The sequence below is a fragment of the Paenibacillus rhizovicinus genome (genome assembly GCF_010365285.1).
Taxonomy (GTDB): Bacteria; Bacillota; Bacilli; order Paenibacillales; family Paenibacillaceae; genus Paenibacillus_Z; species Paenibacillus_Z rhizovicinus.
This window is the reverse complement of record NZ_CP048286.1, coordinates 6,463,336-6,490,090: the sequence shown is the minus strand read 5'-3', so window position 1 is coordinate 6,490,090 and position 26,755 is coordinate 6,463,336. Positions and strand designations below refer to the sequence as shown.

Here is a 26,755-nt window from a genome sequence, read left to right as displayed (position 1 = left end):
GTTCTGTCCCGAAAAATCAAGAATTATGCCGATAAAAAGCGGTACTGCGCTTCAATTAAGCCGTTATAGGTGCCTTTGTGTCGAATTAACTCGTCATGCGTGCCCTGCTCGACGATCTGACCATGATCCAGCACGACGATGCGATCGGCGTTACGGATCGTCGACAACCGGTGGGCGACGATAAACGAGGTCCGGCCTTTAAGCAGCTTCTTGAGCGCCTCTTGAATCTTCAGCTCGGTTTCGGTATCGATGCTCGCCGTCGCTTCGTCTAGAATGAGCACGCGCGGATCGGCCAGCAGCGCACGGGCGAAGGAAAGCAGCTGGCGCTGTCCCATGGACAGGATGTTGCCTCGCTCTTGCACTTCCGTATCGTACCCGTCCGGCAAATTCATGATGAAATCATGCGCGTCGACGGCCGTAGCCGCCTTGACGATTTCGTCGTCCGTCGCATCCAAGCGGCCGAAGCGGATATTTTCCCGGATCGTACCCGAGAAAATGAACGTATCCTGCAGCACGACGCCAACCTGCGAGCGAAGGCTTTCCAAGCTGACCGTGCGAATATCGATGCCGTCGATCTTCACGGCCCCTTCAACAGGATCGTAGAACCGGCAGAGCAGATTCATGATCGTGCTTTTCCCCGATCCCGTATGACCGACGAGCGCGATCGTTTCGCCCCCTTGGACATGGAGATCGATGCCCTTGAGCGCGGGGCGCCCTTTCTCGTATTCGAAGACGATATTCTGGAAATGAACGTCACCGTAAATACGCGGCAGTTGATCGGCTTGCGTCAGCTCGCCGACGGTCGGCTCTTCGTCGATAAACTCGAAAATACGTTCCGATGATGCCATTGCGATTAGCAGCTGCGCATACATCTGGCCCAGGCGGTTAATCGGATCCCAGAAGTTGCCGACATAGTTGGCGAACCCGACAAGCACGCCGACGGTAATCGCGCCGGTCATGATCATATGCGAACCGTACCAGAACAGGATAAGCGTGCCGACTGCGGACGTGACCTCGATAATCGGGCCGAACGCCTGGTTAAGCGCCGACGCCTTGTTCCATGCTTTAATATTGACGCTGTTGATATGCTGGAAGAAGCTGAAATTCGCTTTTTCCTGCGTATAGAGCTGCGTGACGCGCATGCCTTGAATGCTTTCGTTCAAGTGCGCGTTAATGCGGGATTGCTTCATCCGCACATCCTGCCATGCGAACCGGATGCGCTTGCGAAGCGCCGTCGATACGGCGAACATCAGCGGCACGGTAATCATAATGGCAAGACCGAGTTTGAAGTTCCAGACGAGCAGGATGATGACGATACCGACCAATTGGATACAGTCCATCAGCAAGTTGACGACGCCGTTCGTGAACAGATCCTGAAGCGCGTTAACGTCGTTCGTTACCCGCACGAGCACGGAGCCCGCAGGACGTTTGTCGAAGAATCGGAACGACAGCTTCTGGATATGCCTGAACAAATCATGCCGCAAATCGTAAATCACCTGCTGGCCGATCATATTCGTATAGCGAATCCGGTACGTGTTAGCTGCCCATTGAATAATATAAAGCACCAGCATCGTGCCGGCATACATGTACAGCTTGTGCATGCTAGGTGCGCCGTCTTTTGGCTGGATCGCATCGTCGATCGCCTTGATGAACAAGGCGGGAATCGCGAGCCGGGTTGCGGTGCCGAGCACCATCATGACGATGATGACCGGCAGCAATTGCCTGCGGTATGGCTTCATATACGTAAACAATCGGCTTATTTGCGCCCAGTTAAACGGCTTTTCGATCGCATCGTCATCCTTGTAGATGAATCTTTCCTGCGCGCCGCGGGGCTTTTGCTGCTCTTGCTCGCTCACTGTACGACCCCTCTTTCCACTCTTGCGATGATTTCTTCAGCGGTTAAAGGACGGTCGGCATATTGAATGTCGTACGTATCCCGGTAACGTCCCTGCACGTTTACCAGCTGATCATGCGTTCCGCGCTGCTTGACATGCCCTTCTTCCAATACGATGATTTCATCCGCATGGCGAAGGGACGAAATCCGATGCGCGATGATGAACGTCGTGCGGCCAGCCATAACTTCTTTGAAACCGGCTTGAATCTCATGCTCGGTTTCCATATCGACGGCGCTCGTCGCATCATCGAGGATCAGGATGCGAGGGTTCTTGATCAGCGCCCTGGCGATCGCGATCCGCTGCTTCTGACCGCCGGAGAGGCCCATGCCGCGCTCGCCTACAACGGTGTCGTAGCCTTCCGGGAGCTCCATGATGAAATCATGCGCTTTTGCAAGCTTGGAGGCATGGATGATCTGCTCCATCGTTACGCCGTTGATGCCGTAGGCGATATTGTCGCGGATGGAACATGAGAACAAGAACGTCTCTTGAAACACGATGGCAATTTGGCTGCGCAGGCTTTCCAGCGACAGGTCGCGGATATCGACCCCGTCGAGCGTAATGGTGCCGGATTTGACATTATAAGCGCGCATCAACAGCTGAATGATCGTCGACTTGCCCGCGCCGGTCGCTCCGAGCAAACCGATAACCATGCCGGGCTTCGCGTCGATATTGACATCCGTTAAGGCCGGCGCTTTATCCACGTAGTTGAACGTGACGTTACGAAACTCAACATGACCTTTAACCTTGCTCTCGTCCAGCACGATGGCATGCTCGTTGTCTTTCACGTGTACATACTCATTGAACAGCCCGAGCAGGCGTTCGCCGGAAGCTTTGGCCTGCGTATAGTTGTTGATTTGGAACCCGATGTTCCACATCGGGCCGATGATATACCAGAGCATGCTGTAGAAGGCAACCATCTCGCCGAGCGTAATGGACTGGTTGATGACGAGCCTGCCGCCTGCGACGACCAGAATGACGACGCACATGCTCGCCAGCAGTTCCATGATCGGGAAGTAGCGGCCCCAGAGGCTCGATGCGCCGATCTGGTTGGCTTTGTACGATTCGCTCCGTTTGGAGAATTTATCCATTTCGAACGATTCGCGGGCGAAAGATTTCACGGTCCGAACGCCGGTAATGTTCTCCTGAACCGCCGTGGTCAGATTACTCATCGCCTGCCGCATTTCGCGGAAAGCCGGATGAATCTTCCGCTCGAATCGCGTTGCGGTAAAGACGAGGAACGGCATCGTGCACAGCGTGATCAGCGTCAGCTGCCAATGAATCGAGAACATCATCGTCGCTCCGAAGATAACCATCAGGAACAAGTTCAGAATTTGCGCGAAACCGAAGCCGATAAAGTTCCGAACCGCCTCGAGATCCGCCGTCAACCTAGACATCAAATCGCCGGTTTTCGCCGTATCGTAATACTGAAAAGAGAGCGATTGAAGTTTCTCGTAGCAGGCATTCCGCAATCGGAACGCTACCCGGTTACCCAACCGGCCGCCGAATAAACCGGACAGGAACGCGAAACTGCCTTTAATGAATACGACCCCTACAACAGCGAGCGATAACCCTGGCACCCACGTAAAGTTTTGGGGAACGATGATCTTGTCGATAAGGTAGCGAAGCAAGTTCGGATATACGAGTCCGAGCGCGGTTGCGCAAATCATGAAAGCGATCGAAGCGATTAAATTCTTGCGTTCGACCCAGTAATACGGTTTAAGCTGTTTGAAGACTTCCAATTGGGTAACCCTCTCCCTGTGCTGGTTTGTGCAACTGTGTTGAAGCTGATTTAGGAAGAAACGAAGCGCGCCGTTACTGCAGGTTACGGCCGTTTCTTCTTGATATGACTGAATATTAACAGCATGAGTCCGGTACGGCAAACAGAGTGCGGGGGCATATAGTTGACAAAATTCGCTTGCGCTTCCATCCTGCTCAAAAGTAAGGGGGTATTCTTCGATATCGTCTCAAATCGTGGCAAATAAGGGCATATTCCTCCGTTTTTGCACATTTGCCTCTGTTTTTGCATGATTTATTTTCAAGCGAAAATGACTTGCCGAGCAGCGTTCTCGGACCTGAAAATCACAGCTGCTCGGCAGGTGCGGATGAGAGAATGGGATGGCGTGTTGAAGTAGGTTCGAATGGCGGTTGAATGGCAGGCGAATAGCGGGTAGACGGCAGGTGGATAACGACTTGGAGTCGACGGAAATGACGGCAGGAATGCGGATGGATGGCGCGCGAGAGTGAGTTGTTTGCATGCAAAAAAGAAGCTTATCGCGCGAGCATGACTCGCGGGTAAGCTTCTTTTTGGGTTGAAATCAATGAGTACAAGAAGGACAATCCGAGACTAGATCGCAAGCAGCGCTTGCTGAATCCGGCGCAGCTCGTTCATATCCGTGCTGCCGGACAATGAAGCCAGTTTGCCTTGGCAGAACGATTCAATATCGGCCGCAAGCAGACTCGCGCTAGCCGCGGAAGCCTCCCGCATCAGCTCGCCGTAGCGCGCGCTCCATGCCTGTTCGGCATCCGCCATCCACGCTTGAAGCGGATCGGCAAGTTCCTTCTCCAGGACGGCGCGCAGCGCGTTCTTGCCTTCGCTCTCGAAGAAATGCTTCGGCGATTTGAACTTGCTCCAGAGCAGCTTGATATCGACAGATGAAGCGGTCCAAGCCGGCTGTTCCTCCGGCGTCGGAAGCTCCAGCGGCTTGTAAGGAGACGGCGAGAAGCCTTCCAACGCGCCGGCGGCCTCCTCCGCGGTGTCCGCGTACTGCTTCGCAGCAAGCTTATTCAGCACGTTATCTAGACGCAGCGAGGTCGCTTGCAGCTCCTGTGCCAGCTCGATCTGCAGCAGCCGCTGCAGCTCCAGCCATGACGTCCACATCGCTTTCTTCAGATCTCTGCCGTCATCCTGCAATGCAGACGGATTGAAGGCAAAATGATAATGGTCGCCAAAACGGAAATTAACCCGCTGGAGCACGTAGAAGAGCAGTTCCTTCAGTTCCTGCTGCAGCTGCACGTGTTCTTTGGGAACGGCGAGCGCATCCGCATGCTTGCGGGCCTCCTCCGCGTTCGCCAGCAACGCTTCGCGGGCAAGTTCACGCGATTGCTCGTCGCCCGATGCGGCCTCCAGCCAATTCGCGATCGTGCGGCGGGAGCGTTCCAGCTCCTGTTCGGCCGATGCGACGGCCAGCGCGCCGAGATCGTCCCTCGTGAAGCCGAGGAACGACTCTTCGAAAGCGCCGATGCCGGATTCGGCGATCAGGCGGCTGCTTCCGGCGCGTTTGCCGTCCAGCGCCTGCAGGCTCGAAACCGGGAACATCCGCGGGAAACGGATGCCGTGCTGCTGCAGGTTGCGCTCCACGTGCGCGAGCACGCCCTCCAGCTCCTCTTGACTGGCAGCCAGATCGGCTGCGTTGACGATGAAGAACATTTTATCGAGCTCGAATTGATCTTTCACGCGGCCCAGCTGCATCAAGAATTGACGGTCGGCTTGCGAGAAAGCGTGATTGTAATAGGTCACGAACAAGATCGCGTCCGCATTCTTGATGTAGTTGAATGCGACGCCGGTATGGCGCGCGTTGACGGAATCGGCTCCCGGCGTGTCCACGAGGACGATGCCTTGGGCAGTCAACGGGTTGGCGTGGTAGAGCTCGATCTCGCTGACGAAGCAGGACCGCGACTCTTCCGCGACGTAGCGGCGGTATTCTTCGCCGCTCACCGCCAGCTGCTGCCCCAGATGGGCCTCATGCTCCGCCCAGCCCTTCGCGGCAGCCTTCAGGAAGCTGTAATGCGGCCGTCCGCCGGCATGCACGCCGTCAGGCGACAGCTTGTGAATAGCCTGCAGCAGCGCGTCGTCGCTTAGCTGAGCCGCGTTCTCGCCCAGCAAGCCGAGCGAGTAACGCAAATCGTCCAGCATCGCTTCGCGCGATTTCATCCAGACGGCCGCCGTGCCATGCGCCCGTTCCGCCGTCGGCGGTACGATCCGGTTGACCGCCGCCGTCGTCGGATTCGGCGAGACCGGCAGCACCGCGTCGCCAAGCAATGCATTGGCGAGCGAGGATTTTCCCGCGCTGAACGCACCGAACAGCGCGATCGTGAACCGGCTGCTGCGCAAACGCTCCGCCTTGTCGCGCATGCCGTGCACGGCCGCGGCCAGCGATGGATGCGGCGCCAGCAGGTCCGCGGCTTTGCTCAGCCGCTCCGCCGCCTTGCGCTGCGGAGCGAGGGCTTCCCCGGCGGCAGGGTTCGCCGCCGCCGCCGCAAGCCCGGGCGCGCCAGCGCCGCCGCTTTGCGGCGCGGCTGCGCCTGCGTCGCCGCCGGCCGCGGGCGTTGCCGCCGCGGCCGAGGCCGCGCCAGAGCCGGCGCTATGCGCCGCCGGCTCGGCGCCGGAGGCGCTGCGCGCCCCGCTGCCGAGCGCCTGCGGCTTCGGCAGCTCCGGGCGCGGCGGCGCAGGCGGCAGCAGCGCCGCCAGCCGCGCCAAGTGCGCGGCCGCGCGCTCTGCCAGCGCGGCCAGCTCCGCGAGCGCGCCGGCTTGCGCCGCAAGCTCGGCCTGCCGCGCGCGCAGCGGCGCAGCGGCAGCTTCGCCGGCCGCGGCGGCACGATCGCCAAGCGCGTCGATCCATGCGAGCGCGCGCTTGCGGTACAGCCCTTTCACAGCCTCGGCGACTTCTTTGCTGTAGGTCATCGTATAGGCGTTGCCGAACGAAGCGCCCGTATTGACTTGCGTCACGAGCAAGTCGGCGTCCCACAAGCCGTTGACGAACGGCGAGAGCTCCGCTTCCAGCGTTTCGCCGCGCCAGCCGATGCCGTCCGCCGCCTTCCGCAGCAAGTCGAGCAAATGCCATTCGATACCCGCTTGCACCTTGGCATGGAAATCATGATAGAACGCCTGCAGGCGTCGCTCCTGTTCAGCAGCCGTCTTTGCGCCCGCGAACAGCAGTCCCGCTTTAAATCCAGGCTTGCGGCTCTCCAGGAACGTCTGCGCCAGATCCCGCGTTGCCGCGGGCGTGACGTTTGCATTATCGAGCAAGCTCTGCACGTCGAGCCGAAGGCGTGTGCGCAGCCCATCCACTTCGGCTTCCCCTTGCCGGATACGGGCGTCCAAGGACGCGAGCTCTTCGCGTACCTGGTCCGCCTCCGCTTCCCCGCCGGCCACGGCCAGCAGACGTTCGCGTTCGTTCTCGGATGCTTCGTCCATCGCTTTGCCGTGCAGACGAACCACATGGCGCGCGGAAGCGTCCACGCTGCAAACGGCGAGCGGCCTGCGCATCTCGGCCAGCTTCTCGAACAAGGACAACAAAGACGACCATTCGGAATGCGGATGGTTCGGTTCGCGCAACGACAAATAAACGATGCCGCTCGGTTCCAAATGCCAGTTCCCGAACGCTTCGTCGACGCTCTGCTTATACGATTCGAACGACAGCTCGCTCTCGCGGTGCTTATCGATTTGGTTCACGATCAAATAAAGCGGCTTGCCCCATTCCTTCAACTGCTTCGCGAACGTAAAGTTGATTTCCGACTGGACGTGATTGTAGTCCATGACGTAAAAAACGACGTCCGCCAAATGCAGCGCCGATTCGGTCGCCATCCGGTGCGCGTCGTCCGTTGAATCGATACCCGGCGTATCCAGCAGCACCGTATGGCTGCCAAGCCGGGGGATGGGGTAAGACAAGGAAACGGACAGAACCGTTTCTCCGTCTTTACAGTAAGCATTTACGTCTTGAATGGGAACCTCCAGCGTCTGTTCTTGTCCGGAGACAAGCTTCTTGATCGTCGCCTTCGCTTCCCCGTTCATGATGCTGACGACGTTCGCGCTGGTCGGAATCGGACTGGACGGCAGCAGTTCCGTGCCGCATAGCCGGTTGACCAGCGTTGATTTCCCCGCGGAGAAGTGGCCGCAGAACGCAACGGTCAGCTGGCCATGATCCAGCTTCGACCGCAGCTCCCGCATTCGCTTCGCGTCGCCTTGGTCTCCCGCCGCAGCCATCATGGTCGCCATGCCGGCCAACGCGTTTTCCATGGCTTGTGCATTTTTTTCAATCGTATGGCTCATGTTTCTCTCTCCCTGTGCTCCCCGTCTTTCCTTACCTCATATGCATGCCCGGCCTTATGGCTACCAAAGTTGAACCGATTAGGTTCAATTCAGTTGAACCGATTTCGATCAAACGAGTTGAACGGACGGCATGCAAATTTCGAATACTTCGCCGTGCTGCAGAATCGTTACGCCGCGCTCTTTTTCTTTCATGACGACGCATTCCGGTTTCAATCTCATACGTTCAATATATTGATCAGGCACGTCCCCTGCTCCGCTAACTGTCACGCCTTCAAGAATGATTTCTTCGTTCTCGGCTGGCGGTGCTTCCATGATTTGCTCGTAAATGTCGGAGAACAGGGAAAAATCTTTCGTGTACACGGAAATGCATTTCATTGGTTTTATCATCCTTCTCTATAAGTGGTTGGAAAAGCGTTTAGCTCTTAGCCTTTCGGTTTAGAGCGGGTTTCATACGTTGCTTGCCTTCTTTGCAGCAATCCAGCAGCGGGCAGACAGGACATTGCGGGTTCTGGGCCTTGCAATGATACCGTCCGAAAAAAATCAGCCGGTGATGGGTTTCCGTCCATAATTCCCGAGGGACCAGCTTCATCAGCTTCTTCTCGACCTCCAGCACGCTGTCGTCCGCAGTCGCGAACCCCAGCCGCTTGGATACGCGTTCGACATGCGTGTCGACGGCGATCGCCGGAACGCCGAATGCGTTGGATACGACAACGTTGGCTGTTTTGCGGCCTACGCCGGGCAGCTTCGTGAGCTCCGCGTGTTCCCGCGGCACGTCACCGCCGTAATCGTCAATCAGCATGCGGCAAAGCTTCTGAATAAACAAGGCTTTGTTGCGGTAAAGTCCGATCCGCTTTATATCATTCTCCAGCTCGTCCAAAGGGACGGCCAAATAATCGGAAGGCGTTCGGTATTTTTGAAACAAATTCGCCGTGACTTTATTCACGGTTTCGTCGGTGCACTGCGCTGAAAGCAATACGGCAATGGTCAGCTCGAAAGGGTTGCTGTGATTGAGCTCGCAATGCGCATCCGGGAACATGTGGCCGATAACGCCCAGCACATGGGTCATTTTCTCTTTCGCCTTCAACTCGCGCTCAACTCCTAATAGAACCATCGTTTCAAAGTGTAGCGAAAAATGTCACATTTATCAACCGCCTGAGCGTATGTAATCGCCATTTGAACCGCTGTTTTCACAGAATTGAAATAAAAATTGTCCTGGCAATGAGCCAGGACAATGGCATTTCAACGGACATTAAGCTTTTGCGATCTCGATCAGCGCGTTCTGATAGAAGTAGAGGACGATGGAATCGCCGTCTGCCAATTGGCTAATGTTGATCGGCGAACCGTTTTGCGTGATTCTCGTAGCTGCCGTTACGCTGTACGTATTCGTTTCCGTCAACGACTCCCGTTTCACGGACAGCACTTTGGATGCCGCATCGTATTTCCAGAACTTCTTGGCAACGCCGCTATTGACCGTAATCAAGACTTGATCATTCGCGTCGAGCTTAACCTCTACCCGGTCGCCTGCGGCAAGAACGGCCGCGGAACTTCCGGTTACTCCGTTCTTGATGACGCTGTAAGCCGTTCCGAGCGCAATATTGACCGTGCTGCCGTTGTTATCGATCACCGAGACGGCAGTCGGCGTAATGGAGGCTAGGCGTCCGACCGTTACGTTCAGCATTTTCAAAGAAGCTATGCTGTTGCCGACGAAATACAAGTTGCCCGTTTGTCCTGCCGCGATGCTGCCGATCGACAACTTATCGCCCTTCTCGTTCGTCACTTCGAGCGTCGCGGTCGAATAGTCGTAGAACGTGCCGTCGCTGCCTTTGAGCTTCAGTTTCTTGCCGGCGGTATCGACGGAATAGATTTCGACTTGCTTGGCTGTATGCACCTGCAAGTACGAAATTTTATCCTGGCTGCCGTTTAACAGCGCCGTAACGACGTTTCCGGGTTTGACGTCGCTCAGAAGAGCGGATGTTTTACCGGCGATTTCAATGTACATCGGAATGTCCATCGAAACAGTTACCGGAGTACCGCTGCTTTGCATCAAGGTGATTTGGCTCGAATTCGTGTTGACTGACACTACGGTGCCGTCATATTTATACACGAACTGAACGAAGACTGCTTTATTCTCGGTATAGCCAAGCGTGATCTTCTTCCCTTTCTGCAGCAAAGACGAGACGGCGCTCAATGCGATCGGCGTGCCGTTCATATCCATTCTGGTTTTGTCGCTTAAATAGACCGAAGCCAAATTGTTGTTCGTATCTTTAACCAGTAACGCCTTCAGATCGTTGTCGAAGCTTACGACCGTTGCGCCTACCAGAACGTTGACTTTGCGGTTCACGACTTTGATCGCTGCCACTTGGTCCTTGTCGTTCAGCGTAATATCAAGCACGTCGCCTTTAACAAGATCGGCGATGGTCGTTCCCGTCAGGCCTTCGATGGAAACGTCGACGGTATCCGTTACGAATTTCGCCTCGAGCATCTGCTGCGCGGTTCCTGAACCTTTGACGTATTGGATCGTGGTGCCGTCGGCGCTTGCCGAGTAGAAATCTCCGCGCACGAGTTTCGAAGACGTTTGAGCGATCGTTACCCGCGTGACGATGGAATCTTTGACATCATAGGTCACGACATCGCCAACGCGGAGCTGCGACAAGCCTCCGTCCAATATTTGCCCTTGCCAGATGACATCTGCCTGCGGCGAAACGTTATAAACGGAAGACGTGCCTGTCGTGCTGTCCTCGACGGTAATGGACGGCGGAGTCGTTTGAACCACTTTCACCGTACCTTGGCCGGTCTTGTTGACCGGAGCGGATTGAACGGTTATCGCTAACGTATTCGGTATTGCTCTATACGTATCACGCGTAATTTCAACCTTGCTGCTTTCGGTTAAACTGCTTACCGGAATTACATTGCCGGATCCGTCAGTGACGACAGTATTGCTGTCATAGTTGATTTCAAGCGTTTTGTCGCCTACGAACAACAACAATTTATTAGCTAAGATATGATCCACGGTACCTGTGATTTTCTCTACTTGCTGATCGTCGTCCAGCTGTTCCACGTACAATGCTTTGCTCCCGCTGGCTACGACGAGCAGCTTCGTGTTCGGAACGAGCTGGTCGAGCGTGGCCGCCTTCTCGGAATCGTATCGGTACACGTATGTATCCGCGCTTAATTCAATGGACGTTTCTTTATCGCCTTGGTACAGGCTAAGCGATCCGCTGCTCTTGCCTGTTAGAATGGCCGTGAATTGACCGCTGTACGCAACCGGATATTGCGTCTCCGCGCGGCTCAGAAGCGTGGCGATTGCGGCGCGCGTTATGCTGCCTTTCGGATCGAACGTGTCTGCGGTAACGCCTTTGACGAGTCCGAGCGAAACTGCTGCGTTCACGTAGCCCGTATATTCCGTGCCGACCTTGCTTCCGTCCTTGAACGAACTAGGAGTCGAAACGAGCTCTTTCGCCGTCTGCTCCTTGCCGATTGCTTTCACGATCAGTTTCGTGATCCACTCGCGGGACGCTTTCTTCGTGCCCCAAGCTACGTCCGGCTCGGCATCTGCCAGCAAGAACTCTTCATCGCGGTCGAGAAGTCCCTCTTCAAAAGCGAGGATGATGTATGGCTTGAAATACGTGCTGACGTCGAAGTTGTCCGGGAATACGATCGCCTCGTCGGCCTTCACCAAATTTTCTTTGCCGATGAATCGAATCGCCAGCGCCACCGCTTCCTGCTGCGAAATGTTGTCGCTCGGCTTGAATGCGCCGTTCGTGCCTTTAATGATGCCTTGGCTGGCCAGCTTGGCGATATGCTTCTCGGCCCAGTGACCTGCAGGCACGTCGCTAAACTTCGTGGTCGTGATCGCAGCATCTGCATGAACCGAAACAGCGCCGGCTGCGGAGAAGCCCGTGAGCAAAGAAAATACCATGAATGATGAGGCCAGTTTTGCCCATTTTTTCTGCTGCGGCATATCTGCTTAGCTCCTCTTATTGTTTTTTGATGGGATGTTCCAGATCTCCGTGCCCCATAAGGCTGTCCACGGCTTCGCCGTCAACGAGAATATCCAACGAGGCAACGTCTTTGAATTGAAAGTAGGTTTGCGTAATGGCGCCGATCGCCAGCTGCTCTCCCGGTGCTCCCAGTCTTGCTTCGTCGGGCAGATGGACGTCGATCGTGACGGCATCTCCAGCTTGAATGACGCTGAGCAGTTTCACCTTTTTCCATAACGAAGTCTCGCCTTTCGCACCGTCTTTCTGGAGAGCTTCGAACGCAGCGGTCAGTTTCCCGACTTCGTCGTCGTACGCAATTTCCGCTTTCTGTGCATGAAGATCGATCATCTGATCATCGGTGTAATAAACGGAAATCTCTTCTTTCTTCTGCTCGGGCGCAGCCGGTTTCGTATCCGTTCCATCCGCGGAGCCGCCCGTGTTTTTGCCCGTACCATCGCCTGTGCTGCCGGCTTTGTCCGAACTTCCTGCAGTTACAGCGTCTGCGGCGTTACTTCCCGCATTTGTCTGTCCTTCGTTCGCCGTCGCATTGTCATTCGAGCTGCCGTTATCCGATACAGCCTGGTTCTGATTGTTTGCCGATCCATTGCTTTGCAGAGGCTGCACTTTATTGCCGCAGGCGCTGAGCGAAACGATCACGGCAGCTGCAACGAGAACCAACATCACCGTTTTAGTTGACTGACGCTTCATCTGCATCCTCCTAAACGTTTTGTGAAATTATTTTGCCGGTTATTCGGTAGAGAACGAAACCACTTCGTAAGCATTCGCTAGAGTTTCAAATATTCTTTGATTCCGGCTACGATTTCCTTCGCAATTTTGTCCTGATTCGCACTGTTGAACAGTACCGAGCTGTCCCCGCTGTTCGACAAGTAGCCCGCTTCCAGCAATACTGCAGGCATCGTCGTTTCACGAATAACGTGGAAATTCCCTGTTCTCACGCTGCGGTCTTTCAAACCGGTGCCGGCTACCAAATGCTTGTGCATGACTTTCGCAAGGGCCAAGCTGTCCGAACGCCAGTAATACGTTTCAGAACCGGTTACGGTTGCGCTTGTCGCCATATTCGCATGGAAAGAGATGAATAAATCGGCCGGCAATTTGTTCGCGATGCTCGCCCTGTCGGCAAGTTCAAAGAACGTATCGTCCGAACGGGTCAAGTAAGGTTTGATTTTCGTTTCTTTGTCCAACAGCGCCTTTACTTTCAAAGTAATGGCCAGGTTGTATTCCTTCTCTTTGTGTCCGTTTACGCTGAGCGCACCCGGATCTTTACCGCCATGACCCGCGTCAAGCACGACTTTGTACACCTTCCCAGTCGTTGGCGGGTTCGTAACTGGCGGCGTCACCGGTGTCGTGTCTGGCGGCGTCACCGGCGGATCTACGGCCGGACCAGTCTGTTCCAGCACATCGATACGGATGACATGGTCTTCGTTCGTTACCTTATAATTCGTCGGTGCGGTCAAGTCGAGCACGACGCGAACGGTTGAAGGCTTGTCCGAATAATACGAATAACGGATTTTCTTCAGCGTCGGATGAGAGTCGACCAAGATTTCACCCAGCTTGGAACCATTGCTCGATGGAATGAATCCCGGAATAAAGTAGGGATCGAAGTTCATCGACGGCAGATCGATCACGATCCGTTCGGTGTTATGAAGCACTTCCTGCTTGATTGAACCCATTTCGCCCGTATAGGGCAAATAAATGCTGCCGGTCCCGTCATACGAAATGGATTTCAGCAGTGCGACGTCAGTCGTCGCCGGCGGCGTCCCGTTTCCCGTACCTGCATCGGTACCTGAACCTGAATTTGAACCCGATCCGTTGCCAGCGGCAGGCGTATCTCCGCCATCACCCGGATTCGTCGTCCCCGTATCGCCTGAACCGGTCTGCGGCGGACTGTCTACGAGTTTCGAATACATATGTACCGAACGGGTTTCAGCGTCCCAATACACATCTAAACCAAAATGTTCGCCAATGAATCGAAGCGGCACGAGCGTGACGCTGTTCGAAATCATTGCAGGGGCGTCCAAACTGACTTCCTGATCATCGACGACGGCTTTTTTGCTGCCGATCGTCAGCACGACGATGGTGTCACCGTTTGAAATCGTCACGTTAGGCGATTTCCAGTTCACGTCGTAGCCGAGCCCTTCGGTTACAGTGCGGATCGGAACGAGCGTCGATGAACCGACGATCTTCGGATCCTCGCTGCTTGCCAATTGCTTGCCATTCAGATAAAGCTTGGGTGCTTCCGCTGCTCCCACGAGCGCCGGGAACAATGAGAGAATCAACGACAACAATATTACAGCGGTTACAAACTTCTTCATCTTTCACCTCAAAGACTGTTTTTTCGCCTTGAAGCAACTCGTGCAAGACGATGCTTCCAGCCAAATATTAGACGCAGCTTGTCAGAAAAAGTTGCGTTTTTAGGAAAAATGTAACTTTGAAACGGATAAAAAGAAAAACCCCGGTTCAAAACCGAGGTTTTTCTTGAAAGTGAATCGCGTTTAGAATGCAACGCGGCTAGCTTCATAAGCGGAGATTTTGTCTTCATGCTGCAGCGTCAGACCGATATCATCCAAGCCTTGCAGCAGGAATTGACGGCGGTGCTCATCCAGATCGAACGAAATGCTGAGGCCAGCATCGTCGGTGATCGTTTTGCTTTCCAGATCGACCGTAAGTTTGTAGCCTTCCGTCTTCGCCGTGCGTTGGAACAATTCTTCCACTTGTTCTTCGCTCAGCTTGATTGGCAGAATGCCGTTCTTGAAGCAGTTGTTATAGAAAATATCCGCGTAGGATGGCGCGATAACGACTTTGAAGCCATAGTCGAGAATCGCCCAAGGCGCGTGCTCACGGGAGGAGCCGCAGCCGAAATTCGCGCGGGAAAGCAATACTTCGCCGCCTTGGTAGCGCGGTTGGTTCAGGCTGAACGAGTCGATGACATTGCCTTTCTCGTCCCAGCGCCATTCGAAGAACAGGAACTGGCCGAAGCCGCTGCGTTCGATCCGCTTCAGGAATTGTTTGGGAATAATAGCATCCGTATCTACGTTTACGCGGTCTACCGGTACGGCAAGACCCGTCAATTGTTTGAAAGCATCCATGTTTGTTGACTCCTCTCTCTTCTTCCTGCTAGTTCAGCACTTCGGACTTGATTTTCCAGTCGCGCACATCCGTGAATTTACCCATGATCGCAGCAGCCGCAGCCATTGCCGGGGAAACCAGATGCGTGCGTCCGCCGCGTCCTTGACGGCCTTCGAAGTTACGGTTGGACGTCGATGCGCAGCGTTGGCCCGGTTCTAGAACGTCAGGGTTCATTGCAAGGCACATCGAGCAGCCGGCGTCGCGCCATTCAAAGCCCGCTTCGGTAAACACTTGATCAAGGCCTTCTTTTTCGGCCTGGATTTTGACGCGGCCGGAACCTGGAACGACGATAGCCGTTACGCGGTCGCTGACTTTGTAGCCTTTAGCGATTTCTGCGGCAGCGCGCAGATCTTCGATCCGGCCGTTCGTGCAAGAACCGATAAACACATAATCGATTTCGATTTCGTTCATTGGCGTACCAGGCGTCAAGCCCATGTATTCAAGCGCCTTCTCGGCAGCTTTGCGTTCGTTTTCCGTTGGGAGCTCCGCCGGTACAGGAACGTTCTTCGTGATGTCCGTACCCATGCCCGGGCTTGTTCCCCAAGTTACTTGCGGGATCAGGGAATCGACGTCGAACTCGACGACCGTATCGAACGATGCGCCTTCGTCGGTAGCAAGCTCTTTCCAAACGTTAACCGCACGGTCGAATGCTTCGCCTTGCGGTGCATATTCGCGGCCGCGCAGGTAATCGAACGTCGTTTCATCCGGAGCGATCAGACCAGCGCGCGCGCCGGCTTCGATGGACATGTTGCAGACCGTCATACGCTCTTCCATCGACAGGGAGCTGATAGCTTCGCCAGTGAACTCCATGACATAGCCAGTACCGAAATCAGTGCCGTACTTCGCGATAACGCCAAGGATCATGTCCTTCGCCGTTACGCCTGGCTTACGGGAGCCGACGAAACGAACTTCCATCGTTTTCGCTTTGGACTGTTGAAGACATTGCGTCGCAAGCACGTGCTCGACCTCGGATGTACCGATACCGAATGCCAGCGCGCCGAATGCGCCGTGCGTGGACGTATGGCTGTCGCCGCAAACGATCGTTTTGCCCGGATGCGTCAAGCCAAGCTCGGGACCCATAACGTGAACGACGCCTTGGTCGATGCTGTCAAGGTCGAACAACGTTACGCCGAAGTCCTTACAGTTTTGAGTCAGCGTATCGATCTGCTGCTTGGAGATCGGGTCGCTGATATTGAAACGGTCTTTCGTCGGCACGTTGTGATCCATCGTCGCGAAAGTACGGTCCGGACGGCGTACTTTACGGCCGGTCATGCGAAGGCCTTCAAAAGCTTGCGGAGAAGTTACTTCGTGCACGAGCTGAAGGTCGATATAAATAATGCTCGGTTTTCCGGCTTCAGCATGAATGACGTGGTTATCCCAAATTTTCTCAAACATCGTTCTTTTCGTCATAGTGTTCACCTCATAAGTTCATTTACGATACGTTCATTTGCGTAATCTAGTAATTCCTTGGAGTTATCATAGCATTTCTTTCTTCATTGAACCAAGATATAATATCTATAATAGCAATAGGTATGGCCTATGACGATCTTACCTTCAATTCCGGACAAAAGGAAGTGCAATTACTTGGAACTTCGCCAGCTGCAATACGTCATTCAAATCGCCAAAGAAAAAAACTTCTCGCGCGCCGCGGAGAAACTGCATATCGCCCAGCCGTCGCTCAGCCAACAGTTGTCGAAACTGGAAAAAGAAATCGGGATTCTTCTATTCCGCCGCACGACCAATTCCGTCGAGCTGACTCATGCCGGTTCCGTCTTCGTCGAGAAGGCGCAGGGCATTCTGGATAACGTCGAGCAATTGAAACAAGAATTGGATGACCTCGCGCATATGCGAAGAGGCAAACTCGTCGTGGGAAGCTTGTCGACGACGGGCTCGCACGTCCTTCCGATCGTGCTCCCCATCTTCGGCCGCCTGTATCCCGAAATCGAGGTCGTACTCGTCGAGGATACGCCTTCCAAGCTGGAACAGCTGACCGCTAGCGGCCAGACGGATCTCAGCCTGCTTGCCCTGCCGCTTCACGAGCCTTCGCTGGAATGGATTCCGATCATCGAAGAGGAAATCGTGCTGGCCGTGCCGCCCGAGCATCCGCTTGCGAAGCGGACGAAGCCCGTGCGTATCGACGAGCTCCGCGAAGAACCCTTCATCGTGCTCAAGCGGGGACAAGGCTTCCGCCAAATCGTCCTCGAAACCTGCGAGAAAGCGGACTTCGAGCCGCGCATCGTCTTCGAAAGCACCAATATCGAAACCGTGCAATCGCTGGTCGCGGCAGGGATGGGAATTACGCTGGTCCCGAAAATGATCAAGCGCAAAGCACCGGGCGAGCTGGCCCCGGTCTACCTCGAATTTGCCGCGCCGAAGCCGACGAGGACACTCGTCATCGCCAGCCGCAAAGGCCGCTATCTCTCGAAAGCGGCCGAAGCGTTCATTGATACGATGAATATGACGACGGAAGAGCATTTCAATTCTTAATTGAAATGCTCTTCCTCTGTATACCTTATGTGATTCGCTCACTCTGCTTCCATTTAGTAAAGCGTTGGTCTGCGATCCTCGAACACGGGGATCTTAGCCCGAACCGCATCGACGAGCGCCAAGTCGATTTCCGCCCGCACGATGGTCTCCTCTTCGCCAGCCTCGGCGATGATTTCTCCCCACGGATCGAGGATGAGCGAATGACCGAAGAATGTGCTCTCTCCGCTCGTCCCGCAGCGATTGCAGGCTATGACGAACATTTGGTTCTCGATCGCCCTGGCCGTCAGCAGCGTCCGCCAATGATGCAGCCTCGGATTCGGCCATTGCGCCGGCACGAACATCGCTTTAGCCCCGCCTAGCGCGAGCTTCCGCGCAAGCTCCGGAAACCGGATGTCGTAACAAATCATCATTCCCGCAGGCGCTCCGCCCGCTTCCAGCTGCCCCAGCTCTTCTCCCGCTTTCAAATGCTTCTCTTCGTCCATTAAGCGGAATAAATGGATTTTGGAATATTGGCTCGTCAGCTCGCCTTGTTCATTAAAGACATACATCGTATTGTATACGCCGTCCGCGCGCTTCTCCGCAATCGAGCCGCCGATCAGCTGAACGGCATGCGCTTTGGCGAAGGAAGACAGCATCGCTTTGGTCCGTTGTCCTTCCGGGTCCGCGATTTCGTCGATTCTTTCGAGCGCGTACCCCGTATTCCACATCTCCGGCAGCATGATCAGCTCCGGCTTCGATTCCCCGCTCACCGCTTCTTCCAGCTTCGATTGCAAACGCTCGAAATTCGCATCCGGGTTTCCGGCATCCACATGCATTTGCACGAGAGCTAGACGCATTTTGTTTCCACTCATCCCATTGCCTCCCGTTTTTCTTGCCGACAACCCGCTTAAAGCGGCCGGCGGCGCCTATTTTGCTCAGTTTTACCTAATCATAACGTCTCATGCTTCGCTGTCAAGATGGGCAATGTATCAACGAGACGATAATCCATCATAAAGGAGCTTATCTAATGAGAATAAGAAGTTTAAACATGCTGGCCGCATTCGCACTTCTGCTTTATTTAATCATGCCGTATTCCGCGAACGCCGCGGCGAGCGAAGGCGAAACCGCTCCCCGTCCCGTTCAAGCCTTTGACGTCGTTGCGGGCAAAGTCGTTAAAACAGTCCCGAACACCGCGGAGTTCCAGGGCTATGCCAAGTCATGGCTGAAATCGAACACGGGACTCTCGCCGAAGCTTCAAGCCGAAGACAAATGCGGCTATGTGTTCCGCATTCCGCTCGATGAACCGACGGCCGTCAAAGCCGGCTCCGAGCAGGTCATGACGCAGGACGTCTTCCTGTTCTATTGCCCGAAGAAGCCGCAGCTATTGCTTATTTTCGACGAACAACGCCGTCCTTATTTGCTCAAATTCAAAGCAAACATTAAACCGTTCCTGAAAGCGATGGATCTGTAACAATTTTTCGCGGCGCCCTCCGCGAACTCGACACTCATTCGATCCATATGCTACATTTAGGGCAAGAATATGGGTTGGAGGACAATGATGGAACGTACACAAGCATTTCATATCCGACCGGCAAGCCGCATGACGGGTTTGCCGGCTCAATTTTTTGCAGCACTGGTTCAAAAGGCGAATGCGCAAGCTGCCAAAGGACGCGACGTCATTAATTTAGGGCAAGGCAATCCGGACCGGCCGACGCCGCCTCATATCGTGGCAGCGCTGCAGGAGGCGGCTCCGAATCCGCTCTACCACAAATACCCGCCTTTCAGCGGTTTCTCGTTTCTCAAGGAAGCCGTCGCGCAGCGATATAAGGAAGATTACGGCGTTGAGCTCGATCCCGCTACCGAAGTAGCCGTCTTGTTCGGCGGCAAAACGGGACTCGTCGAAATCAGCCAATGCCTGCTGGATCCCGGCGATGTCTGCCTCGTGCCCGATCCCGGTTATCCGGATTACTGGTCCGGCGTTGCGCTTGCCGGCGGCGTCATGGAATATATGCCGCTGAAGGAAAGCAACGGCTTTCTGCCGGATTACGGCGCCATATCCGCGGAGACGGCGAATAAGGCAAAGCTCATGTTCATTAATTATCCCAACAATCCGACCGGAGCAACCGCCGGTCCGGATTTTTATGCGCAAACGGTGAATTTCGCTGCCAAGAACGGCATCGTAGTCGCCAGCGATTTTGCCTACGGGGCGATCGGTTTCGACGGCAACGCGCCCGTCAGCTTCTTGCAGACGCCTGGCGCGAAGGAAGTCGGCGTCGAGTTCTACACGTTGTCCAAAACTTACAACATGGCAGGCTGGCGCGTCGGTTTCGCGCTCGGCAATAAAGAAATTGTCTCGCTGATCAATTTGATCCAGGATCATTACTATTGCAGCCTCTTCGGAGGCATACAGGCAGCGGCTGCGGTAGCATTGACCGGCCCGCAGCAATGCGTGACTGAGCTGACGGCCGCTTATGAAAGCCGCCGTAATGCGCTGTTCGCCGCCATGAACGAGATCGGCTGGGAAAGCCAGAAGCCAAGCGGCTCCTTCTTCTGCTGGCTCCCCGTGCCGAAGGGGCATACATCCGCCTCGTTCGCGGATTACGTGCTGGAGCATGCCGATGTCGTGGTCGCGCCCGGCATCGGATTCGGTACGCATGGCGAAGGCTACGTCCGCCTGGGGCTGCTTGCTTCAGAGGAACGGCTGCAAGAAGCCATTCACCGGATCGGCAAGCTGCATTTGTTCGGATAAATGTCGCATGGAAAGCCCGCAAAGTCCGTCTTTGCGGGCTTTCGTTTGCTTTACACGGCAGCGCAGAACATGGTATGCTTGCTGTAACTTAACATGAGCAACGTCTTGACGGGGCTAAGTACGCAATCCGCTACGCGATCAGAGAGTAAATTCGCTTGCTGTGAGAATTTACCGCGTTAGCTGCGGAAACCCACCCCTGAACGGCCGGCGATGAGTCGGACAGCGGCCTGCTGTTATCAGGTCCTCGAAGCCGAACGGCGCGACTTCCATCTATTTGGAATGCTCAGCACCGTTAATAAAGGTGGTACCGCGGAAGTAAACTTTCGTCCTTTGTCTATTTGCAAAGGCGGAAGTTTTTTTGTTTACCCTTAAACTGCTAGCACCATTCATGGGAAAGGTTTGATTGCGACAATGACAGATACCATTGTAGTCAAGATCGGGAGCAGCTCCCTTACCTCCGACGAAGGCGGACTGAACCGCGAACGAATCACGTTCTTCGCGCACGAATTGGCGGCTTTGCACCAAGCCGGCCATCAAGTGCTGCTCGTAACCTCCGGCGCCGTTGCCGCCGGCTTTCGCAAGATCGGCTATGCAAGCCGGCCGAAAATCATCCACGAGAAACAGGCGGCAGCCGCTGTCGGCCAAGCGCTGCTCATGCAGGCCTATCAAGAAGCATTCGGTTCTTATGGCGCCCAAGACGGCATAGGCGTTGCCCAGATCCTGCTGACGCGCATGGACTTCTCCAATCGCAGGCGGATTCAGAACGCGCAAATGACGATCGAGGAGCTGCTGAAGCAGCGCATCGTTCCCATCATCAACGAAAACGATACCGTGTCGACCGAAGAGTTGAAATTCAGCGATAACGACACCTTGTCCGCGCTCGTCGGCAACATGGTCAAGGCGAAGCAGCTCGTCATCATTACCGACATGGACGGGCTGTACACCGAAGATCCGAGAAAAAATCCGGCTGCCAAGCGGATCGACCGCGTCGATCAAATTTCCGACGATATTCTCGGCTTCGCAGGCGGCGCCGGATCTTCGGTCGGCACCGGCGGCATGCGTTCCAAGATTGAAGCCGCCCGCATGGCCATGCGCGGAGGCGTGCCGACCTTCATCGGGCGCGTCGTGGAACCCGGAGATTTGCAGCTTGCCGTATCGGGCCGAGGCAGAGGTACATATTTCGATACGCGCCTCCACAATCTGCCGATGAAGAAGCAATGGCTCGGATTCCACTCCATGCCGCAAGGACGGATCTTCGTCGACGACGGCGCCGAACGCGCGCTGCTCGAAGGCGGCAAGAGCCTGCTGCCCGCGGGAATTCGGACGATCGAAGGCGATTTTCATCCCGGGGACGTCGTTGAAGTGTGCAATATGCTGGGCCAGACGCTCGGCAGAGGCGTCGTCAATTACGCCGCGTGGCAAGCCCAGGCTGCAGCAGGGCTCAGCTCCGAGGAAGTACGCAGGCGGGTCGAAGTCGTGCGGATGGAAGTCATCCATCGCGACGAGTGGGTTACGCTTAAAGCTTAGCTCGATTAACGCTGCTTGATCCGTAATACCGTAATCCAAGTATCAAATCACACGAACATCATGCCGATCGCTTGATGATTCCCGAGAAAGAAGGGCTACCTATGAGTGAAGTACGCGATAAAGCCGCGCAGGCCAAAGCAGCCGCGCAAATCATGAACCGCCTGACGACGGAACAAAAGAACGAAGCGCTGCTTGCGATGGCGAATGCGCTGGTTGCACAGCAAGCATCCATTATCTCAGCCAATACGGCTGACATTGACCGCGGACGGGCAAACGGCACGAGCGAATCCCTTCTCGACCGGCTCACATTGACGCCGGATCGGATTCTCGGCATCGCCGAAGGACTGCGACAAGTCGTCGAGCTGGCCGATCCGGTCGGCCTGACGCTGGAATCATTCGAGCGCCCGAACGGTCTTCGCGTGGAGAAAATTTCCGTTCCGCTCGGCGTGATCGGCATGATCTACGAAGCGCGTCCGAACGTCACGGTGGATGCGGCCGGACTTTGCCTCAAGACAGGCAATGCCGTCGTTCTGCGCGGCGGTTCCGCCGCCTTGGAATCCAACCGCCGCATCGTCGAGGTGCTCCGCGAGGCGCTCGCGGATACTGCGCTGCCTCCCGACGCGCTTCAGCTGATCGAAGCTCCTTCCCGCGCATCGGTCGACGAAATGCTCAAGCTGAACGGCCTGCTGGACGTCGTTATTCCTCGCGGCGGCGCTTCGCTGATTCGCAACGTCGTCGAGAATGCGACGGTGCCGGTCATCGAAACGGGCGCGGGCATCTGCCATACGTTCGTCGACGAGAGCGCCGCGTACGATATGGCTGCCGACATCGCTTTCAACGCGAAGGTACAACGCCCTTCGGTTTGTAACTCAATGGAAACGCTGCTGGTGCATGAATCGTTCGCAAGCAAGCATCTGCGCGCGCTGGCGGATCGTTTCCTTGCGGCAAACGTTGAACTGCGCGGCTGCGAACGGACACGAGCCCTTCTTCCTGAAGCGGCACTTGCATCGGATACCGATTTTGCGACAGAATATAACGATTATATTATGAACATCCGCATCGTCGACGATCTCGATCAAGCGCTCCGTCATATCGCCAGCTTCGGCACCATGCATTCCGAATGCATCGTGACCGAGAACGAGGAGAATGCCGCAAGCTTCCTCCAGCGCGTCGATGCGGCAGCCGTCTACCATAACGCCTCCACTCGTTTCACGGACGGCTTCCAATTCGGCTACGGCGCGGAAATCGGCATCAGCACGCAGAAGCTACACGCGCGCGGACCTATGGGCCTGCCTGCGCTAACATCTACCAAATTCCGTGTCTACGGCAGCGGTCAAATCCGCGGATAATACAGGAGGTTACAGCAATTATGACGACTCTATCTTCTTCCGGCGTTGCGCCGGAAATCAAAACGATGCGCATGTGTTTCTACGGCGCGGGCTCCATGGCCGAAGCGATCGTACGCGGCCTGCTTGACCGCGGCTTAACGGAACCCGGCCAAATCGGCATGATGAACAGGCAGAATGCGGAACGCATGAATGAACTTTCAACCCGCTACGGCATCGTCGGCGCCTTGACCGACGCTGATAAAGTTTCGATGCTGCGCGAAGCCGACATCGTCTTCCTCGCCATGAAGCCGAAAGACGCAGCCGAGGCGATCCGAGGCGTCCGCGAGCTGCTTCATCCCGGACAGCTGATCGTTTCCCTTATTGCGGGCATGACGATCACGACGCTCGAAACGCTGCTCGGCAAACCGATGCCGATCGCGCGTACGATGCCGAACACTTCCAGCACTATCGGACTCGGCGCCACTGGCATCAGCTTCTCGGCTTCCGTGAGCGACGGCCAGCGCCAGCTTGCGGATACGCTGTTTCAAGCGGTAGGCTTGACGGCCATCGTCGAAGAACCGATGCTCGAAGTCGTGACGGGTATTTCCGGCAGCGGTCCTGCTTACTTCTACTACATGATGGAAGCGATGATCGCGGCGGGCACCAAACTCGGCTTGTCCACGGATGCCGCTCGCGAGCTGACCCTTCAGACGGTACTCGGCGCAGCCCATATGGTGAAAGCGACCGGAGAGGATCCGGCCGAACTGCGCCGCAAAGTCACGTCTCCGAACGGCGCCACCCAAGCGGCGATCGAGAAATTCGACGAATACAAGTTTACGGAAGCCGTCTTAAGCGCCGTTACCCGGTGCGCCGAACGCGCCATGGAAATGGGAGCCGAAATCGAAAGGAATGCAAAATCATGAGCCAAGCGGTATGTACGGCCACTTATCGTTGCTTTGATGATAAAGCCGATTTTCAGAAAAAGGCGCTCGGCATCGCGGTCGGTCTGACGGTCGGCAGCTGGACCGATCTGCCCGAAGCGCGCAAAGCCGAGATGGAGAAGCACCTGGGCCGCGTCGTTTCGGTCGAGGAACACGCGGGCACGGAACCGGGCACGCGTTACGCGGATATCGTCATCGCGTATCCGGATGTCAATTTCAGCCGCGACATTCCCGCCCTGCTCGTCACCGTCTTCGGCAAACTGTCGATGGACGGCCGTATCAAGCTGCTTGATCTCGGCTTCTCCGCCGACTTCCTATCCGCCTTCCCAGGACCGAAATTCGGCTTGGAAGGCATCCGCGACTTGCTCGGCGTTCACGACCGCCCGCTGCTGATGAGCATTTTCAAATCCGTTATCGGTCATGACCTGCCTAACCTGCGCGAGCAATTCTACAAGCAGGCATTAGGCGGCGTCGACTTGATCAAGGATGACGAAATCTTGTTCGAGAACCCGCTGACGCCGCTGCAGAAGCGCGTCGAGGTTTGCATGGAAGCAGCCCGGGCCGCCGAATCCGAAACCGGACAGAAGCTGCTGTATGCCGTCAACCTGACGGGCCCGACGTCGAAGCTCGCTTCGCAGGCGAAACTCGCGATCGCTTCCGGTGCCAACGCCCTGCTCTTCAACGTGCTGGCCTACGGCTTCGACGTCCTTCACGAGCTGAGCAGCGATCCGGAGATCTCGGTGCCGATTGCCGCCCATCCCGCAATGGCCGGCGCCTTCTATCCGTCTCCGCATTACGGCATCTCGGCTCCACTGCTGCTCGGCAAGCTGATGCGCCTAGCCGGCGCGGACCTGGCCTTGTTCCCTTCTCCGTACGGCTCCGTCGTCATGCCGCGCGAAGAGAATCTGGCCGTTCAGGCGGCGCTGATCGACCCTGCCCTGCCGGTGCGCCCAAGCTTCCCCGTACCGTCCGCAGGCATTCATCCCGGACTCGTCCCGCTTATTCTGCGCGACTTCGGCACCGATGTCGTCGTCAATGCAGGCGGCGGCATCCACGGCCATGCCATGGGAACGGCAGCTGGCGGACAAGCTTTCCGTCAAGCCATAACGGCGACGATGAACGGTATTTCCCTGCCTGACGCAGCCGCGCAGCCAGGCAACGAAGCGCTGAAGACGGCGATCGACAGCTGGGGGCACAAACAACCATGACCACGAACGAGGCACAGACAGCTATGACGAAACAGAAGCAGCGCGTTATCTTTTGCGATTTTGACGGTACGATTACCGAGAACGATAATATCGTGGCGATCATCCGCCACTTCAACCCGCCGGGCTGGGAAGCGATCGTGAACAGCGTCGTCAACCAGACCAAGAGCATCAAGCAAGGCGTAGGCGAAATGTTCCGTCTCCTGCCATCGTCCATGAAGCGCGAAGTGGTCGATTTCTCGATCTCCAATGCCCGCATCCGGGCCGGATTCACGGATTTGCTGGACTATTGCAAAGACAATGACATTCAGTTCTACGTCACGAGCGGCGGGATCGACTTCTTCGTCTATCCGCTGCTTGCGCCCTTCGGAATTCCGGAAGATCATATTTATTGCAACGGCAGCGATTTCTCCGGCGAACGGATCCAAATCACTTGGCCGCATCCATGCGAAGGCCAATGCACGACGGATTGCGGCATGTGCAAGAAAACGATCATCAACCGATTCCCTGCCGACCGGTACGAGCGCATTCTAATCGGCGACAGCGTGACGGACTTCGAAGGCGCCAAGCTGGTCGACGTCGTGTTCTCCCGCTCCCATCTCACCTTGAAATGCGCGGAGCTTGGACTTCCTTACCACGAATACGAGACGTTTCATGACGTTATCGAACAATTAAAGCAGCAGGAGGCGAAATCATAACGATGTCTTTCGCACACATTCCATTAGAAGCCAAGCAGACAGCGCTCGCCGAACTGACGGAAGTGAAGAGTCTCTTCGCCGGGCGCGGCTGGTTCCAAGGCACCAGCGGCAATCTGTCCATCCGCGTCGGCGATTTTTCCCCGGAGGACTTTCATTTCGCCATCACCGCCAGCGGCAAGGACAAATCGCTGTCGACGCCGGAAGATTTCCTGTTCGTCGACCAAGAAGGCAAGCCAAGCGAGCTGACGAAGCTGAAGCCTTCCGCCGAGACGCTGATCCATTGCGAGATTTACAAGCAGACCGGCTGCGGCGCGATTTTCCATGTCCATACGGTGTTCAACAATTTGGTATCCGAACTGTTCTGGGAGCGTAAATCCATTCCGGTGGATGGCGTCGAGCTTATCAAAGCGCTCAACATTTGGGACGAGGAAGCGCATATCGACATTCCGATCGTATCCAACTTCGCCCACATTCCGAGCATCGTGCCCGAAGTGACGGAGCGGCTGGACAAACGAATCCCCGGCATCATGCTGCGTAAACACGGCATCTACGCATGGGGCGCGAACGCGTTCGAGGCCAAACGCCATTTGGAAGCGTTCGAGTTTCTGTTCGAGTACGTGTACCGCTGGGAACTGCTGAAACGATAATGTTAAGCACGTTAAGCAGCTCGCCTTCCCCCGGAAAGCAAAGACGGTACGACAATGAAGGCGCAAACGCCTGCTGGATCAACAGCGGACGTTTGCGCCTTTTGTTATATGCGCAGGATGGAT

General features: G+C 55.7%; 20 protein-coding genes. 9 read left to right on the top strand and 11 right to left on the bottom strand.

The annotated features are described in order from the left end of the window. Positions 1–23 precede the first annotated feature (23 nt). The 10 genes from GZH47_RS28985 to leuC form a co-directional block, all read right to left on the bottom strand. Entirely contained in the window at positions 24–1,856 is a 1,833-nt protein-coding gene (locus GZH47_RS28985; protein ID WP_225446258.1) for an ABC transporter ATP-binding protein, read from the bottom strand. Continuing rightward, the gene (locus GZH47_RS28980) at positions 1,853–3,634 is read right to left on the bottom strand and encodes an ABC transporter ATP-binding protein (RefSeq protein ID WP_162644478.1); all 1,782 of its coding nucleotides are present in this window, start codon (positions 3,632–3,634) and stop codon (positions 1,853–1,855) included. The genes GZH47_RS28985 and GZH47_RS28980 overlap by 4 nt, the downstream gene beginning before the upstream one ends. Positions 3,635–4,239: 605 nt before the next feature. Next, on the bottom strand, positions 4,240–7,944 hold the full coding sequence (locus GZH47_RS28975; protein ID WP_162644476.1) for a dynamin family protein: 3,705 nt from the start codon (positions 7,942–7,944) through the stop codon (positions 4,240–4,242). A gap of 108 nt (positions 7,945–8,052) precedes the next feature. Next, complete coding sequence (locus GZH47_RS28970; protein WP_162644474.1) at positions 8,053–8,319, bottom strand: NAD/NADP transhydrogenase alpha subunit; 267 nt, start codon at positions 8,317–8,319, stop codon at positions 8,053–8,055. A 40-nt stretch (positions 8,320–8,359) separates the two neighbouring features. Next, positions 8,360–9,010, bottom strand: coding sequence for an endonuclease III (nth, locus tag GZH47_RS28965; RefSeq protein ID WP_162645496.1), 651 nt, complete (start codon positions 9,008–9,010; stop codon positions 8,360–8,362). Between the two features lie 183 nt (positions 9,011–9,193). Continuing rightward, positions 9,194–11,905 carry an S-layer homology domain-containing protein gene (locus GZH47_RS28960; protein ID WP_162644472.1) on the bottom strand — a complete coding sequence of 904 codons (2,712 nt, stop codon included), beginning with the start codon at positions 11,903–11,905 and terminating at the stop codon, positions 9,194–9,196. Between the two features lie 16 nt (positions 11,906–11,921). Next, complete coding sequence (locus GZH47_RS28955; RefSeq protein WP_162644470.1) at positions 11,922–12,632, bottom strand: GerMN domain-containing protein; 711 nt, start codon at positions 12,630–12,632, stop codon at positions 11,922–11,924. A gap of 77 nt (positions 12,633–12,709) precedes the next feature. Next, complete coding sequence (locus GZH47_RS28950; protein WP_162644468.1) at positions 12,710–14,257, bottom strand: N-acetylmuramoyl-L-alanine amidase; 1,548 nt, start codon at positions 14,255–14,257, stop codon at positions 12,710–12,712. A gap of 180 nt (positions 14,258–14,437) precedes the next feature. Then, on the bottom strand, positions 14,438–15,031 hold the full coding sequence (leuD, locus tag GZH47_RS28945) for a 3-isopropylmalate dehydratase small subunit (protein ID WP_162644466.1): 594 nt from the start codon (positions 15,029–15,031) through the stop codon (positions 14,438–14,440). A gap of 28 nt (positions 15,032–15,059) precedes the next feature. Then, complete coding sequence (gene leuC, locus GZH47_RS28940; protein WP_162644464.1) at positions 15,060–16,481, bottom strand: 3-isopropylmalate dehydratase large subunit; 1,422 nt, start codon at positions 16,479–16,481, stop codon at positions 15,060–15,062. Between the two features lie 174 nt (positions 16,482–16,655). Between leuC and GZH47_RS28935 the strand changes: the two genes are divergently transcribed. Next, entirely contained in the window at positions 16,656–17,558 is a 903-nt protein-coding gene (locus GZH47_RS28935) for a LysR family transcriptional regulator (protein WP_162644462.1), read from the top strand. 53 nt (positions 17,559–17,611) lie between these two features. Here the strand turns inward: GZH47_RS28935 and GZH47_RS28930 are convergent, their stop codons facing one another. After that, positions 17,612–18,409: a carbon-nitrogen family hydrolase gene (locus GZH47_RS28930; protein WP_162644460.1), complete on the bottom strand. Its 798-nt coding sequence runs from the start codon at positions 18,407–18,409 to the stop codon at positions 17,612–17,614. Between the two features lie 155 nt (positions 18,410–18,564). On the opposite strand from GZH47_RS28930, the gene GZH47_RS28925 reads away from it, so the two are divergent. The 8 genes from GZH47_RS28925 (at position 18,565) to mtnB (ending at position 26,632) form a co-directional block, all read left to right on the top strand. Continuing rightward, positions 18,565–19,008: a hypothetical protein gene (locus tag GZH47_RS28925; protein WP_162644458.1), complete on the top strand. Its 444-nt coding sequence runs from the start codon at positions 18,565–18,567 to the stop codon at positions 19,006–19,008. An 84-nt stretch (positions 19,009–19,092) separates the two neighbouring features. Next, positions 19,093–20,286: a pyridoxal phosphate-dependent aminotransferase gene (locus tag GZH47_RS28920; protein ID WP_162644456.1), complete on the top strand. Its 1,194-nt coding sequence runs from the start codon at positions 19,093–19,095 to the stop codon at positions 20,284–20,286. Between the two features lie 411 nt (positions 20,287–20,697). Next, on the top strand, positions 20,698–21,813 hold the full coding sequence (gene proB / locus GZH47_RS28915) for a glutamate 5-kinase (protein ID WP_162644454.1): 1,116 nt from the start codon (positions 20,698–20,700) through the stop codon (positions 21,811–21,813). Positions 21,814–21,914: 101 nt separating this feature from the next. Then, positions 21,915–23,162 (top strand): glutamate-5-semialdehyde dehydrogenase, encoded by a 1,248-nt coding sequence (locus GZH47_RS28910; protein WP_162644452.1) that lies wholly within the window; start codon positions 21,915–21,917, stop codon positions 23,160–23,162. A gap of 20 nt (positions 23,163–23,182) precedes the next feature. Continuing rightward, positions 23,183–24,064: a pyrroline-5-carboxylate reductase gene (gene proC / locus GZH47_RS28905; RefSeq protein WP_162644450.1), complete on the top strand. Its 882-nt coding sequence runs from the start codon at positions 23,183–23,185 to the stop codon at positions 24,062–24,064. Next, positions 24,061–25,290 carry a 2,3-diketo-5-methylthiopentyl-1-phosphate enolase gene (locus GZH47_RS28900; RefSeq protein ID WP_162644448.1) on the top strand — a complete coding sequence of 410 codons (1,230 nt, stop codon included), beginning with the start codon at positions 24,061–24,063 and terminating at the stop codon, positions 25,288–25,290. Before proC ends, GZH47_RS28900 begins: the two co-directional genes overlap by 4 nt. Positions 25,291–25,313: 23 nt before the next feature. Then, on the top strand, positions 25,314–25,985 hold the full coding sequence (locus GZH47_RS28895; protein WP_162644446.1) for a 2-hydroxy-3-keto-5-methylthiopentenyl-1-phosphate phosphatase: 672 nt from the start codon (positions 25,314–25,316) through the stop codon (positions 25,983–25,985). A 2-nt stretch (positions 25,986–25,987) separates the two neighbouring features. After that, positions 25,988–26,632 carry a methylthioribulose 1-phosphate dehydratase gene (gene mtnB, locus GZH47_RS28890; RefSeq protein ID WP_162644444.1) on the top strand — a complete coding sequence of 215 codons (645 nt, stop codon included), beginning with the start codon at positions 25,988–25,990 and terminating at the stop codon, positions 26,630–26,632. Positions 26,633–26,755: the final 123 nt, after the last annotated feature.